Source organism: Nocardia sp. GP40, assembly GCF_050434125.1.
In the GTDB taxonomy this organism is placed as follows: domain Bacteria; phylum Actinomycetota; class Actinomycetes; order Mycobacteriales; family Mycobacteriaceae; genus Nocardia; species Nocardia albiluteola.
The window spans coordinates 116,036-129,955 of record NZ_JBNPVW010000016.1; the positions used below are offsets into that span (position 1 = coordinate 116,036).

Here is a 13,920-nt window from a genome sequence, read left to right on the forward strand (position 1 = left end):
GACATGCCTTATTCGCAAGAACTCGACATCCGCGTCACCGATACCTCGCTGCGCGACGGTTCGCATCACAAGCGGCACCAGTTCACCGCGACCGAGGTGCGCGACGTCGTCGCCGCGCTGGACGGCGCGGGCGTGCCGGTGATCGAGGTGACCCACGGCGACGGCCTGGGCGGCTCCTCGTTCAACTACGGCTTCTCCAAAACCCCTGAGCAGGAACTGGTCACGATCGCCGCGCAGACGGCCAAGCGGGCCAAGATCGCGGTGCTGATGCTGCCGGGCGTCGGGGTCAAGGAGGACATCAAGGTCTCCCAGGACAACGGCGCCTCGATCGTGCGCATCGCCACGCACTGCACCGAGGCCGACGTGTCTATCCAGCACTTCGGACTGGCCCGCGAGCTGGGACTGGAAACCGTTGGCTTCCTGATGATGTCGCACTCCCAGCCGCCGGAGGTGCTGGCCAAGCAGGCGCGCATCATGGCCGACGCCGGATGCCAGTGCGTGTACGTGGTCGATTCCGCGGGCGCGCTGGTGCTGGATCAGGTCTCCGACCGCATCGCCGCGGTCGTGGCCGAGCTCGGTGACGACGCGCAGGTCGGCTTCCACGGTCACGAGAACCTGGACCTGGCCGTGGCCAACTCGGTGTACGCGGTGAAGGCGGGCGCCAAGCAGATCGACGGCAGTGCACGGCGTTTCGGCGCGGGCGCGGGCAACACCCCGGTCGAGGCGTTCGTCGGTGTCTGCGACAAGCTGGGCATCAAGACCGGCATCGACTTCTTCGCGATCGCCGACGCCGCGGAAGACGTTGTGCGCCCGGTGATGCCGCAGGAGTGCCTGCTCGATCGCCAGGCCCTGATGATGGGCTACGCGGGCGTGTACTCCAGCTTCCTCAAGCATGCCGAGCGCCAGGCCGAGCGGTACGGGGTCTCCGCGGCGGAGATGCTGGTGCGCGCCGGCAAGCGCAAGCTGGTCGGCGGCCAGGAGGATCAGCTGATCGACATCGCGCTGGAGTTGCAGCGGGAGCAGCAGGCCGTCACCGCCTGATATTCGGTGTGGGAGGGCCGCGGACGGGAAACCGTCCGCGGCCCTTTGCCGTTTGCGGGCCGGGTAGTCCCGCCGAATTCTCGCTTCGTCCGGTAGGTGCTACGCCCGTTCACAGAAGTACCTCTCGGACGTAACGACTATCGGCGCATGGCCGATTGGACGATCGTGGGGCGGTTTCCGCTGCCCGTTTCCGCCGGGTGCGGAGCGAAGCGATTTTGGACTAGAAAAATCCTGTAAAAAGGATATGCTTGCCGAGGCAGATTCGGGGTGGTCCGAATCAGCTAATGGCTGGTTGCCGGTTGGATGCGGTAGGTCATCCGGAATGTCGGTAATTCAGCCAACTTCCGGCTAATGTCGGGTTAGCTGGAAGCGTAACCGAAGGGCCCGATCCATGACGAGGGGATCGGGCCCTTCTGTATTGTCTGGCGCAATGTCACAGGAGACGAATGCGGGCAGAATGTACGCCGGGCAGCCCGTAGAAGACCGGCAGCGGCAACGACGTGCGCGTTTTCTGGAGTCGGGATTAACGGTGTTCGCGCGCGACGGCTATGGCAATAGCTCGGTCGGCGCAATCTGCAAGGACGCCGGGCTCTCGTCTCGACAGTTCTACGAGGAGTTCACCGGACGCGAATCGCTGCTACTGGAGCTATACGAACAGATCGACCGGCAATCGCGCGAGGCCGTGGCCACCGTCCTCGCCGACCGCGCCGACGCGTCGGCGGTCGACACCATCGATGCCGCGGTGCGGGCCTACATCGAAGCCATCGGCCGCGATCCACGCAAGGCGCGTGTCGCGCTGGTGGAGGTGGTCGGCGCCGGCCCGAAGGTGGAGAAGTTCCGCCTCGAGCTGCGCCGCGCCTGGGGTGCGCTCCTTGCCGGCGCCGCGGAAGATGCTGCGCTACATGGAGAAATCCCGCCCGGCGACTACGAGATGCGGGTGCTGGCGATCATCGGCGCGGTCAACTACGTCGTGGATGCCTGGAGCGGTACCGATCCGCGACCGGCCCTCGACGATGTGATCCGGGTGTTGCGGCGCATCATCCTAGGCGCTGTCAGCGCCTAGGTAGGCCGCTAGCATCGCAAGGGTGAGCACCGACGAGGTATCCGAGCCGGGCCCGAGTTTCGTTGTCTGCGGGAACAATCCGCTGGTCTATCAACTGGCGCTGCGCCTGGTGACTCGGTTCGCGGACGGGACCGTCACGGTCGTGCTGCCCAATCGCAACGGCGGTTACGTCCCGCAGCTCGAACAGCTCGAACGCGTGCGGATCCAGTGTGCCGAGCGGATCGATGAGGCGACACTGCGCGCGGCCGGTGTTGCCGAGGCACGGGCGCTGGCGCTGGTGGATCAGGGCGATGTGGCGAACTTCCACTCGGCGTTGCGCGCACACGAGCTGAATCCGCAGATTCGGCTCGTGATCCGGATGTTCAACACCAGCCTGGGCTTTCGGATCCGGACGCTGTTCGCCGACTGCGTCGTGATGTCCATCTCGGCGGAGGCGGCGCCGTCGTTCCTCGCGGCCGCGATCAGCGAGCGGACGGTCGACTATCTGCGGCTGAGCGATCGAACGCTCTACGTCGCCGAAGCCCCGGAGACGCCGCCGGAGCGGGTGGTGTGCGGGCTGGCCGTCGAAACGGGTGAGGAGATCACCCTGGTGCCGCCCGCCGCCGCGGACGGCCGGGTGCTCGCGCTGTCCGGGCGCGCGTCGTATTCGCCCGGCCGGCCGCGCCTGTGGCTGAGCCTGCTCCGATATCTGGTGCGCCACGACCTGATTCGCCTGCTGTTGGGCCTGGTGGCGCTCATCGCCCTCGGCTGCTGCCTGCTGGTGCTGATCGGAACGGGCTGGGGCGCAGCGGCATACGAGACGATGCTCGACGCGGCGGGCGCGGCCGCGCCGGAGCCGGAGAAGTCCGCGCTGTTCAAGGTGCTGCAGCTGACCATCACCTTCCTCGGGCTGACGATGACGCCGGTGGTCACCGCGCTGGTGGTCGGCGGGGTACTGCGGGCGCAGCTGGCCGATTTCACCATCCCGGATCCGGCGCGATTCGAGGACCACGTCGTGGTGGCCGGGCTCGGCAATGTCGGCATGCGCGTGCTCGAGCAGCTCAGCGACCTCGGGGTCCGGGTGGTCGGGCTGGACCACGACGAGAACGCCCGCGGCGTTCCGCTGGCCCGCACGCTCGGGGTGCCCGTGGTGATCGGCCAGGCTACCTGGGAGGACTCGCTGCGCGCGGCCGGGATCGCGCGGGCCCGGGCGCTGGTGGTGGCCACCAGCAGCGATGCGGTGAATCTGGAGGCCGCGATGCTCGGCCAGTCCTATCGGGACGATCTGCGGGTGGTGCTGCGCCTGTCCGACGACGACCTTGCCGACCGGGTGCAGCGCACGCTACGTAAGGCGGTGGTGCGCAGCGTCTTTCAGCTCGCCGCCGACGGTTTCGCCGCGGCGATGAGCGAGCGCCGGGTGATCGCGACGCTCGCGGTCGACCACACCACCCTGATGGTGGCCGAGGTGCCCGTCCAGGCCGGTTCGGACCTGGTGGACAAGCCCATCGGCACCGCGAACCTGCCCGAATACGTCCGGGTGCTCGCCCTGCAGCGCGACGCCGGTGCGGTGCTGGAATGGCGACCCGGCCCGGAAACCGTGCTGGCCGAGGGGAATCAGCTGGTCGTCGTCACGACCAGAACGGGCCTCGACGACCTGCTCGCCCGCACCGAGAGCGCTCCCGAACGGCTCGGCCCCTAGGGGGATCGCAAGTCGGCGGAGCTTGCGGAGCCGGTGGGGTGGGTGAATGCGGCCGGACCGCGATCCCGCCCTGCCGGCCGATGGCACGGTCGCCGCGATTGCCGCCGATCGTGGTGGCAGCCGTGCGGCCCGCACCGACGGACGGACATAGGGGTGCGGATCACCGTGAGCTTCGCGCGGTAGCGTTCGGACATGGAGACTGTTCCGATCCAGGTGCCCGACGGCAGCACGGTGCCGGTGCGGTTGATTCCGGCATGGGGGAAGCATCGACACCCGATCACGGCGGATGCGCCGCGCGCGGTCGTGGTGATCATTCCGGGCCTGGGGGTGCCCGCGATCTACTACAGCGATTTCGCCAAGGAGCTGGCCGGACGTGGCGTCGACGTGGCGATCGGGGAGCTGCGCGGCAATGGTGACTCCCGGCCCAAACCGGACGCCGACAGCGCCTACGGGTACCACGAACTCGTCTCGGTCGACTTCCCGGCGATGTTCGAGGTCGTGCGCGACCGCTTCCCGGACAGTACGCCGATTCTGCTGGGGCACAGCATGGGTGGGCAGCTGGGGGTGATGTACGCCGCGCGGATTCGCGGGCGCCTCGGCGGAATCGTGCTGGTCGCCTCGGGCACCCCGTACTACCGCGGCTACAGCGGCATCGCCCGCTCGGGCATGCTGCTGGGCCCCGCCGCGGTCTCGCTGACCGCCCATCTGGCCGGGTTCTGGCCCGGCGACCGCGTCACCGCGGGCGGTTTCGGCCGGCAGTCCAGGGTGCTGATCTCCGACTGGGCGCGGTTGGCCCGCACCGGGCGATTCGTCCCCGTCGGCGCCGATATCGACTACGAGGAGCGCATCGCCCGGCTGAAGCTGCCGGTGCTGTCGATCACGGTCGAGGGCGACGAGGCGACCCCGCGCGGCGCGGCCGAGCACCTGCTGGAGAAGCTGCCCGACGCGGCCATCACCACCTGGCACGAGCCGAAACCGCTGGGCCACAACGGATGGATCACCGATCCGCAGACCACCGTCGACCGCATCGAGCGGTGGCTGCGGGATCGGTGAGCGCCCGGCGGGTCGACGTGGGGCGGTCAGGCCGTCGTGCGTTTCTCGATCAGCATCTGGGTGAAGAACTCGTAGATCAGGGTCGCCTGGAACGCCATCTGCTTGTTGTCGGCGGCGCCGCCGTGCCCACCCTCGATGTTCTCGTGGTACCAGACGGTGTGGCCCTGTTCCTCCAGGAGCGCGGCCATTTTCCGGGCGTGCCCGGGGTGGACGCGGTCGTCGCGGGTGGAGGTGGTGAGCAGGATCGGGGGATAGGCGGCCTCGGCGCGGGTGTTCTGATAGGGCGAGTACCGGGAGATGTACTCCCATTCCTCGGGCTTGTCCGGGTCGCCGTACTCGGCGACCCAGGAGGCGCCCGCGAGCAGCAGGTGGTAGCGCCGCATGTCCAGCAGCGGCACCTGGCAGACGATGGCGCCGAACAGCTCCGGGTAGCGGGTGAGCATCACGCCCATCAGCAGGCCGCCGTTGCTGCCGCCCACCGCTCCCAGTTGCGGTGCGGTCGTGATCCCGCGTGCGACAAGGTCTTTCGCGATCGAGGAGAAGTCCTCGTAGACCCGGTGCCGGTTGGCCTTCTGCGCCTGGGTGTGCCACTGCGGCCCGTATTCGCCGCCGCCGCGGATGTTCGTCATCACCCAGGCGCCGCCGCGCTCGAGCCAGCCCATGCCCGAGGCGCCGCTGTAGGCGGGGGTCCGGGAGATCTCGAAGCCGCCGTAGCCGGACATCACCGCCGGGATCGGCCGGTCGCGGTGATCGCGGTGGCGAATCACGAAGTACGGCACCCGCGTTCCGTCGTCGGAGGTGGCGAAGAACTGCTCGGTCTCGATGCCCTCGGCGTCGAAGAAGCCGGGCTCCTGCTTGAGCAGCGTGGCCGACTTCCCCACCGCACCGGACAGCAGCGTGGCCGGGGTGGTGAAACCGCTCGTGGTGAGCATGAATTCGTCCCCGCCCTCGAGCGGATCCAGATTCATGACGTTGGTGGTCGACATCGCCGGGGTGTCGGCGAGCGGTTCGCGGGTCCAGGCCTGGCCCGGGGTCAGCACGTACAGCTTGGTCTGGACGTCCTCGAGCGTGATGAGCAGCAGGTGGTGCTCGGTCCAGCCGTAACCGTGCAGGGCGGTGTGCTCGTCGGGGGTGAAGATGACCTCGAAATCGCGTGTGCCGTCGAGGAATTCGTTCAGATCCGTGGTGATCAGCGCGCCCGCGGGATAGGTTCGACCGCCCACCTCCCACGGCGTCTTCAGCCGCAGCAGCAACCAGTCCTTGTACCAGGACACCGAGGCGTCGGTGGGCGCGTCCAGGTGGATCAGCGAGCCGTCGTCCGCGAGCAGATAGACGATCTCGTTGAAGAAATCCGTGGCGCGGGAGACGAAATGCCTTTCATAGCCCGGCGTGCGGTCGTAGCCGGCGGACACCGAGACATCGCCCGCCTCGCCCTCGAAGATCGTCACCGCCTCCTCGAGGGGAGTTCCGCGCTTCCAGCGCTTGGCGATTCGCGGATATCCGGAATCGGTCAGCGAATCCGGGCCGAAATCGGTTCCGACATAGACGGTATCGGCGTCGATCCAGCGAAGCTGGGATTTTGCCTCCGGCAGAAAGAAACCGCCGGCCGCCTCGTCCCGGAATTGCTTGGTCACCATATCGAATTCGCGCACCACCTTGGCATCGGCGCCGCCGCGCGAGAGGCTGATCAGCGCGAGCGACTGATCCGGGCGCAGCACCGCCGCGCCGCCCCACACCCAGTTCTCCTCCTCCGCCGCGGCCAGCGCGTCGAGGTCGATCAGGACCTCCCAGTCCGGATCCGCGGTCGCGTATTCGGCGAACGTGGTACGGCGCCACAGGCCCTTGGAGTGCTCGGCGTCGCGCCAGAAGTTGTACAGCCAGGCGCCGCGGCGGGCCGGGTACGGGATGCGGGCGTCGGTGTCGAGCAGGTCGAGGATGCGATGCTCCAGCGCGCTGAACCGATCCGAGGTGGCGAACCGCTCGACGACCACGTCGTTGTGTGCCCGGGCGAAATCGAGCGCCCGGTCCCCGGTCACCTCCTCCAGCCAGAGGTACGGATCGGTCTGCTGCTCCTGACTCATAAGAGCCATTCTTACCGACGGTCCGCCCCGCCTCGCACCGAACGGCCGCGGCATACCGATGTGCGCAAACCTGCCCCTGCCGCGGATATCGCTCTGCGTTAGGCTCGAGGTCGTGACTTCCCACTACGATGTCGTCGTTCTCGGCGCTGGGCCCGGCGGTTACGTCGCCGCGATCCGCGCTGCTCAGCTCGGTTTGCGAACAGCGATCGTCGAGCAGAAATACTGGGGCGGGGTGTGCCTGAACGTCGGGTGCATTCCGTCCAAGGCCCTGCTGCGCAATGCGGAGCTTGCGCATATCTTCACCAAGGAAGCCAGGACGTTCGGAATCTCCGGCGAGGCGAGCTTCGACTTCGGCGCGGCGTTCGACCGCAGCCGCAAGGTCGCCGACGGCCGCGTCAAGGGCGTTCATTTCCTGATGAAGAAGAACAAGATCGACGAGTTCGATGGGAAGGGTACTTTCACCGACTCCCACACGCTCTCGGTCGCGCTGAGCAACGGCAACAGCGAGACGATCACCTTCGACAACGCGATCATCGCCACCGGCACCGAGACCAAGCTGCTGCCGGGCACCTCGCTGTCGGCGAACGTGGTCACCTACGAGGAGCAGATCCTCACCCGCGACCTGCCCGGGTCGATCCTCATCGTGGGCGCGGGTGCGATCGGCATGGAGTTCGCCTACGTCCTGAAGAACTACGGCGTCGACGTGCGCATCGTGGAGTTCCTGGACCGCGCGCTGCCGAACGAGGACGCCGACGTCTCCAAGGAGATCACCAAGGCGTACAAGAAGCTGGGCGTCACCATCACCACCGGTGCCTCGGTGCAGTCCATCGAGGACAACGGCACCAAGGTCACCGTCTCGATCAGGGACAACAAGTCCGGCGCGGTCGAGACCGTCACCGTCGACAAGGTGCTGCAGGCCGTCGGCTTCGCGCCCCGGGTGCGGGGCTTCGGCCTCGAGGCCACCGGCGTGCAGCTCACCGACCGCGGCGCCATCGCGATCGACGACTACATGCGCACCAGCGTCCCGCACATCTACGCCATCGGTGACGTCACCGCGATGCTGCAGCTCGCCCACGTCGCGGAGGCGCAGGGCGTGGTCGCGGCCGAGACCATCGCCGGTGCGGAGACCCAGTCGCTGGGCGACTACCGGATGATGCCGCGCGCCACCTTCTGCCAGCCGCAGGTTGCCAGCTTCGGCCTGACCGAGGAGCAGGCGCGCGCGGAGGGCTACGACGTGAAGGTCGCGACCTTCCCGTTCACGGCCAACGGCAAGGCCCACGGCCTGGGCGACCCGACCGGTTTCGTGAAGCTGATCGCCGACGCCAAGTACGGCGAGCTGATCGGCGGGCATCTCATCGGCCCCGACGTCTCCGAGCTGCTGCCCGAGCTGACGCTGGCGCAGAAGTGGGATCTGACGGTCAACGAGCTGGCCCGCAACGTGCACACCCACCCGACCCTGAGCGAGGCGCTGCAGGAGGCGATCCACGGGCTGGCCGGGCACATGATCAACTTCTGAGTTGTTCAGCTGAACTGTATCGTGAAGGCGCCCTTCGGTTTTCGGACCGGAGGGCGCCTTTGTGTGCGTGGGTCGCTGCGACGCAGCGAATTGGATTACGCCACTCTGGAAATTCCAGATACTGCGTGTCTTGGGTGTTCGTCGGTGTGTCGCCCTGGAAAGGGTGCGGATGCGGGGTTGAGCTGGTGTTATTCGCGATGTCCTGCTTACGATTGCGGTGCCCAGAACGAGGGAGGGATACACATCATGAGCGTTATGGCTGTAGTCCACCGGCATAGTGAGTTGCCTGAAGATCCCTATGACCTGTGGATGCGAGACGAGCTGGCGGACATCCTCGACCTGCCGCACGACGGCACGCGGGCCGAGATCATCGGGGGGGAAATCGTTGTGGCACCTGGACCAAAGCTTGCGCACAGCGTGATCGTGAGCGATATTCACGAAGTGATTGCGGTGGCCAAGGCCACCAATCCGGAGTTCCGGTGGATTTGTGTACAGATGCAGGATCTGAATCTCAGCGATATTCATGACGGGTACATCCCCGACCTGTGCGTGATGGACCGGGACATCGTGCGACAGGCGGTTCGCGATGACGTGCACAAGCTCCTGCCAAATCAATTGGCATTCGCCGTCGAGGTCACCTCGCCATCTACTGCCGCCGAGGATCGCCGCCCTGGCCCCCGACGGGCCCGCCCGAGCAAGTGGAACGGGTACGCGAGAGTTGGGATCGAGTATTACCTGATCGTCGATCGAGACCCGAAGGTGGCTGTATCCACGCTGTACACCGAACCGGATCGCGAATCCGGCAGCTACCAGGAGTCGGTGAGCTGGAAGTTCGGGGAGACGATCGAGCTGCCGGAGCCGTTCGGCATCTCAATCCATACCGACGAGTGGACGCCCTGGGAGTAGATGCAGCGGCGCCGAAGTGTGTCGGCCGCTGATGTTGTCGCTGACGAAGCGGAACAGTCTCACCGTGGGGAATTCGCGGTCGGGTCGACGACGGCATCGATCCGGTGGATCAAGCCGTTGTCGATGGTCAGGACCAGGACGGCGAACAGTCGGTTGTCACGAGAGGAGAGGATCGCAGGGCGGCCGTAGGCCGGGTGCGGGACCATCGTGACTTCCGGGTCGAAGTAGCGGGTCAGGTTGGCAATGATGTCCTGGGGGCCGTGGCTCAGGACGGGGTCGAAGCCGGTGCCGGGCAGGAAGGTTGCCAGCCCCCAGGCGTCCTCGTGCAGCACAGCCGCCAGGGCGACGATGTCTCCGCCGGCGCAGGCCTCGATAAAGGTGCGAGTGACCTCGTGATGCTGTTCCTGCGCAACGGTTTTCGAGGAGCTCTCGGCGGCGGCGATCTTCTGGCGGGCGCGGCGAGCGAGCTGGCGGCAAGTGCCGATCGGGCGGCCGAGGGTCTCGGCGATCGTCTCGAACGGTAGCGAGAAGACGTCGTGCAGGATGAATGCGACGCGCTCGGCGGGGCTCAGGCGTTGCAGGACAACGAACATCGCCCCCTGCACCTCCTGGTCCAGGGTGACGCGGTCGGCAGGGTCGGTGTCCGGGGGGTGCGTCAGCGAGATCCGGTCGGTCAGATCGAGCGGGTCGGCCGGGGTCTCGCGGCGCATCCGGGCGCTGCGCAGCTGGTCCAGGCACAGGTGCGCGGTCACCGTGGTCAGCCAGGCGCGATCGTCCTCCACGTCCGGCGTGCGGGCGAGCCTGGTGAACGCCTCCTGCACTACATCCTCGGCCGCGCCGACATCGCCCAGCATGCGCAGGGCCAAGCCGACCAGGTGGTGGCGGTGTGCTCGCCACGGGTTGGCGAGATCGCGGGTCATCTCCATATCGTCCCGGACGAGATGGGCGGCGGGAAAGTTACACGCGGCGCCCGGTAACTTCGCTCGGCGCCGTCTCGTCCATCGGATATGACAAATTTTGAAGCCGACATACCCGAGGCGTCCGATGGCCGGCCTCGGACATCGCGCACGCGTCGCCTGCTCGGACTCGCAGCCGGTAGGTGCCGGGGTGTGACATCGCGGACGGCGCTCGCGGCATTCGCCGTAACCGGGTTGCTCGGCGGCTCCGCCGGCGTTGCGACCGCCGCGCCGGACGACGCCGCCTCGTACCTGGGCACCTGGAATTACGATCAGCCCGACGCGGCCACCATGACCGACGTCGCCACCATGAACCTGCTCGGCTACACCGCGCAGTTCCCGCAGATCGGGACCGTGACGTTCAGCCGGGGAGCGAACGGGGAGGTGCTCGGCCATACCGACCAGGGCTGCACGTGGCGGTTCCGCGTCGAGCCCGGGGCGCTCGAACTCGCCTCCGCCGATCAGCACTGCTTCAATCGAATCATCAACTCCGAGTACAACATCGACCGGTGGCGGGTGCAGATTGACGGCAACCGGGAGCGGGAGGTGTTGCACGCCAACAGCTATCTTGCGGGACAGACGTTCTCCTTCGGCCTCGCCGAGGGACGCCGCACGCGGGCCGGAATCACCGATAGGGCCGAGACCGTCCGGAACTTCGCCGGAACGTGGCGGTTCGATCCGCCGGATCCGGCGCGGCTGGTCAACCTCGGAACGGTCGCCGGAGCGGTGCCGGTGCCGACGGCATTCAGCGGAACGCTGAATTACCGTGCTGGAAACGGCAATACGATAGTCGCCCGCACCGACGACGGCTGTGACTGGACGCTGGCCGCCGACGGCAACACGGCCGAGCTGTCGCCACCCACCCAGACCTGCCACGGGGTCGCACGTGACTTCTGGTCCGTCGCCGCGGACGGGCAGCGGCAGACCACCATCATGGAGGGGACGAACCCGGACGGCTCGCGGTTCCTGCTCACCAACGGAGAGCTGTCGCGGCCGTGACGCCGAGGGCGCAGTGGGACTGCCGCACCGCGCGGTGGAATCACGCTGCCACGTGTGACGGCAATGTGGGCGTACCGGTCGGGCCTCGATGATGCTCACTCGCGGTGGTAGGCGGCCTGGGCCTCGGTGATGTCGTCGATGTTGGACTCCAGGACCATGATCAGCTCGTGCAGCTTCGCCGCGACCTCGGTGCCCAGCGGGGTGAGGGTGTACTCGACGTGCGGCGGGATGGACTGCTGCACCGCGCGGTGGATCATGCCGTCGCGCTCGAGGGTTTGCAGGGTCTGGGAGAGCATGCGCTCGCTGACGCCGTCGACCCGGCGGCGCAGGGCGTTGAAGCGATAGGGGCCCTCCAGCAGGGCGACCAGCGCCAGCACGCCCCAGCGGCTCGCGACATTCTGCAGCACCGGGCGCGAGGTGCAGTTGCGGGAGAAAACGTCGGCCTCCAGCGTGGGATCGGCGCTGTCCGCGGGGTGGTGGTCCGCCGACGTGCCCGCGTGGCCCGGCCGCGCGGGGTGGGGAGCGGCGCCATCGACAACTGCCATGAGGTGATGCTACCCATCTGCGCTGTAGTGACGGAGCGCTCAGTAGTGCTGGAATATCATGCACTAACAAATAGTTAGTGCATGATGTTCCGTACATACTCATGGAGGTAGTTATGACCGTCGCCGTCACCGGGGCCAGTGGCCAGCTGGGCCGACTCGTCGTCGAGGCGCTGCTGCGCCGCGAGGCCGGGCCGATCGTCGCGATCGTCCGGGATCGTTCGAAGGTGGCCGATCTGGCCGAGCGCGGCGTGGAGGTGCGCGAGGCCTCGTACGACGACGCCGAGGCATTCGATCGTGCGCTGACCGGGGTAGACCGGCTGCTGCTGGTGTCCGGCAACGAATTCGGCAAGCGGGTGGAGCAGCACACCACCGTGATCCGGGCCGCCGAGCGGGCCGGCGTGCAACTGGTGGCGTACACCAGCATTCCGCGCGCCACCGACAACCCACTGATCCTCGCGCAGGAGCACCGCGGGACCGAGGCCGCGCTGGCCGCCTCGACCGTGCCGCACACCCTGCTGCGCAACGGCTGGTACTGGGAGAACTACCTGGGCGGGCTGGCGCCCGCGATCGAGGGCGGAGTGCTCTACGGTGCCGCCGGGCAGGGCCGGGTGTCGGCCGCCGCGCGTGCCGACTACGCCGAGGCGGCCGCGGTGGTACTCACCACCGACGGGCACGCGGGCCAGGTCTACGAACTCGGCGGCGACGAGGCATTCACGTATGCCGATCTGGCGCAGGTGATCTCGCAGGTGTCCGGCAAGCCGGTCCGCTATCAGGATCTGCCCGAGGCCGACTACGTCGTGGCCCTGGAGACCGCCGGGTTGCCGGAACACCTGGCGAAGGGCCTCGCCGACGCCGACACCGGAATCAGCAACGGCCTGCTCGAGGTCACCACGGGTGACCTCGCCAAGCTGCTCGGCCGCCCTGCCGCCGGTCCCGCCGAGGTCTACCGCGCCGCCCTGTCGCAATAATCCGGCGCAGCCGCACTTCGCACGGCCGCTGGATCCACGCCCCACCGTGACGAGGCACCTTCAGGCGGGCTGCCCCGGGGAACGATTCGCACGAGACCCGCAGGGCAGGTGTCATCGAGCACGAATTGGCCACGGGGACAGCCAGTTCGGCGGTCAGGCGGGGACCAGCGGGCGGACCTGTTCGGCGACGAACCGGACGAAATCCAGCGGGTCGGCGTCCTCGGTGGGCTGCAGGACGACCGTATCCGCACCCGCCTCGGCGTAGCGGACGACGGCATCGGCGATCGCCCGGGCATCCCCGGCGGCGCCGATGCCTGCCAGATCCTCGCGGCCCTGGCGGGCCAGATCCGCGTGCAGGCGGTCGGCCGCGCCGGGGCCGGTCGCCGTCGCCACGTACACGACGACGCGGGGAACGCCCGTGCGTCCGACGCCCGCGCGGTATCTCCGGACCGTCTCGACCGCCTCGCGCACCCCGTCGACCGAGGTCGCGGAGGTGAGTACGACACCGTCGGCGCACTCGCCGACCCTCCCCAGCGTGCGCGGGCCCGTCGCCGCCGCCAGTAGCTCGGGTGCGGCGGCGGGCGGCCAGTCCAGCGCGACGTCGTCGAGCTGAATGTAGCGGCCCTGCACGGTGATTCGCTCGCCCGCCAGCAGCCCGCGCAGGGCCGCGAGATATTCGCCCAGCAGCGTGAGCGGGGAGGCGACGCGCGCGCCGACCTGGCCCATCCAGTCCTGCACGCCGTGGCCCACGCCCCAGATCGCGCGCCCGCCGAACATGCGCTCCACCGCGGCGATTTCCATGGCCGTGAGCGCCACATTGCGCAGCGGCACCGGCAGCACCCCGACGCCCACGCGCAGCCGCTCGCTCCAGGCCAGCGCGGCGGCCGCGCTGGAGATGCCACCGGCCAGGAAGCAGTCCTCCCACAGCCACAGCTCCTCGAGCCCGGCGCCCTCCGCCGCGCGCACCACCTCCCGCAGGCGCTCGGGGGGCTGCTGTGGCAGGAGTACGGCACCGAGGTTCGTCATACGCACATGGTTACCAGAGTGGTCCGACATCGTGTGCACGTACCGTGCGGCATCTCCGGATGGCCTGGCCCGGGCGCGATCCTGGCGC

Annotated in this window: 12 protein-coding genes; 8 read left to right on the forward strand and 4 right to left on the reverse strand. The window is 68.1% G+C overall.

Annotated features, from left to right (window positions below; genetic code table 11):
- Positions 1–3 precede the first annotated feature (3 nt).
- From dmpG to ABH933_RS36780, 4 genes are all read left to right on the forward strand, one after another.
- Positions 4–1,041 (forward strand): 4-hydroxy-2-oxovalerate aldolase, encoded by a 1,038-nt coding sequence (gene dmpG, locus ABH933_RS36765; RefSeq protein ID WP_429424580.1) that lies wholly within the window; start codon positions 4–6, stop codon positions 1,039–1,041.
- Positions 1,042–1,498: 457 nt separating this feature from the next.
- Positions 1,499–2,104, forward strand: coding sequence for a TetR/AcrR family transcriptional regulator (locus tag ABH933_RS36770; RefSeq protein WP_429424582.1), 606 nt, complete (start codon positions 1,499–1,501; stop codon positions 2,102–2,104).
- Between the two features lie 22 nt (positions 2,105–2,126).
- The gene (locus ABH933_RS36775; RefSeq protein WP_429424584.1) at positions 2,127–3,782 is read left to right on the forward strand and encodes an NAD-binding protein; all 1,656 of its coding nucleotides are present in this window, start codon (positions 2,127–2,129) and stop codon (positions 3,780–3,782) included.
- A gap of 192 nt (positions 3,783–3,974) precedes the next feature.
- Positions 3,975–4,835: an alpha/beta hydrolase family protein gene (locus ABH933_RS36780; protein ID WP_215915515.1), complete on the forward strand. Its 861-nt coding sequence runs from the start codon at positions 3,975–3,977 to the stop codon at positions 4,833–4,835.
- Between the two features lie 26 nt (positions 4,836–4,861).
- Here ABH933_RS36780 and ABH933_RS36785 read toward each other — a convergent pair whose 3' ends face one another.
- Positions 4,862–6,916: a prolyl oligopeptidase family serine peptidase gene (locus ABH933_RS36785; protein WP_429424586.1), complete on the reverse strand. Its 2,055-nt coding sequence runs from the start codon at positions 6,914–6,916 to the stop codon at positions 4,862–4,864.
- Positions 6,917–7,028: 112 nt separating this feature from the next.
- Between ABH933_RS36785 and lpdA the strand changes: the two genes are divergently transcribed.
- Both lpdA and ABH933_RS36795 read left to right on the forward strand, forming a co-directional pair.
- Positions 7,029–8,432, forward strand: coding sequence for a dihydrolipoyl dehydrogenase (gene lpdA / locus ABH933_RS36790; protein ID WP_215915517.1), 1,404 nt, complete (start codon positions 7,029–7,031; stop codon positions 8,430–8,432).
- 246 nt (positions 8,433–8,678) lie between these two features.
- Entirely contained in the window at positions 8,679–9,338 is a 660-nt protein-coding gene (locus tag ABH933_RS36795) for a Uma2 family endonuclease (RefSeq protein WP_429424588.1), read from the forward strand.
- Between the two features lie 59 nt (positions 9,339–9,397).
- Here ABH933_RS36795 and sigI read toward each other — a convergent pair whose 3' ends face one another.
- Positions 9,398–10,264, reverse strand: a complete 867-nt coding sequence (sigI, locus tag ABH933_RS36800; RefSeq protein WP_429424590.1) for an RNA polymerase sigma factor SigI — start codon at positions 10,262–10,264, stop codon at positions 9,398–9,400.
- A gap of 183 nt (positions 10,265–10,447) precedes the next feature.
- Here sigI and ABH933_RS36805 point away from each other — a divergent pair, with 183 nt between their 5' ends.
- Entirely contained in the window at positions 10,448–11,293 is an 846-nt protein-coding gene (locus tag ABH933_RS36805; RefSeq protein ID WP_429424591.1) for a hypothetical protein, read from the forward strand.
- Positions 11,294–11,388: 95 nt separating this feature from the next.
- On the opposite strand, the gene ABH933_RS36810 is transcribed toward ABH933_RS36805, so the two are convergent.
- The gene (locus ABH933_RS36810; RefSeq protein WP_429424593.1) at positions 11,389–11,838 is read right to left on the reverse strand and encodes a winged helix-turn-helix transcriptional regulator; all 450 of its coding nucleotides are present in this window, start codon (positions 11,836–11,838) and stop codon (positions 11,389–11,391) included.
- Between the two features lie 113 nt (positions 11,839–11,951).
- Between ABH933_RS36810 and ABH933_RS36815 the strand changes: the two genes are divergently transcribed.
- On the forward strand, positions 11,952–12,806 hold the full coding sequence (locus ABH933_RS36815) for an SDR family oxidoreductase (protein WP_429424595.1): 855 nt from the start codon (positions 11,952–11,954) through the stop codon (positions 12,804–12,806).
- Between the two features lie 153 nt (positions 12,807–12,959).
- Here the strand turns inward: ABH933_RS36815 and ABH933_RS36820 are convergent, their stop codons facing one another.
- Positions 12,960–13,832, reverse strand: a complete 873-nt coding sequence (locus ABH933_RS36820; protein ID WP_429424596.1) for an LLM class flavin-dependent oxidoreductase — start codon at positions 13,830–13,832, stop codon at positions 12,960–12,962.
- Positions 13,833–13,920: the final 88 nt, after the last annotated feature.

What these genes read in the sequence shown, in the direction of transcription:
- ABH933_RS36785 (WP_429424586.1), bottom strand. Translation starts at nt 6,916, where the DNA reads ATGAGTCAGGAGCAGCAGACCGATCCGTACCTCTGGCTGGAGGAGGTG.
- ABH933_RS36820 (WP_429424596.1), bottom strand. Translation starts at nt 13,832, where the DNA reads ATGACGAACCTCGGTGCCGTACTCCTGCCACAGCAGCCCCCCGAGCGC.
- dmpG (WP_429424580.1), top strand. Translation starts at nt 4, where the DNA reads ATGCCTTATTCGCAAGAACTCGACATCCGCGTCACCGATACCTCGCTG.
- sigI (WP_429424590.1), bottom strand. Translation starts at nt 10,264, where the DNA reads ATGGAGATGACCCGCGATCTCGCCAACCCGTGGCGAGCACACCGCCAC.
- ABH933_RS36810 (WP_429424593.1), bottom strand. Translation starts at nt 11,838, where the DNA reads ATGGCAGTTGTCGATGGCGCCGCTCCCCACCCCGCGCGGCCGGGCCAC.
- ABH933_RS36770 (WP_429424582.1), top strand. Translation starts at nt 1,499, where the DNA reads ATGTACGCCGGGCAGCCCGTAGAAGACCGGCAGCGGCAACGACGTGCG.
- ABH933_RS36815 (WP_429424595.1), top strand. Translation starts at nt 11,952, where the DNA reads ATGACCGTCGCCGTCACCGGGGCCAGTGGCCAGCTGGGCCGACTCGTC.
- ABH933_RS36795 (WP_429424588.1), top strand. Translation starts at nt 8,679, where the DNA reads ATGAGCGTTATGGCTGTAGTCCACCGGCATAGTGAGTTGCCTGAAGAT.
- ABH933_RS36780 (WP_215915515.1), top strand. Translation starts at nt 3,975, where the DNA reads ATGGAGACTGTTCCGATCCAGGTGCCCGACGGCAGCACGGTGCCGGTG.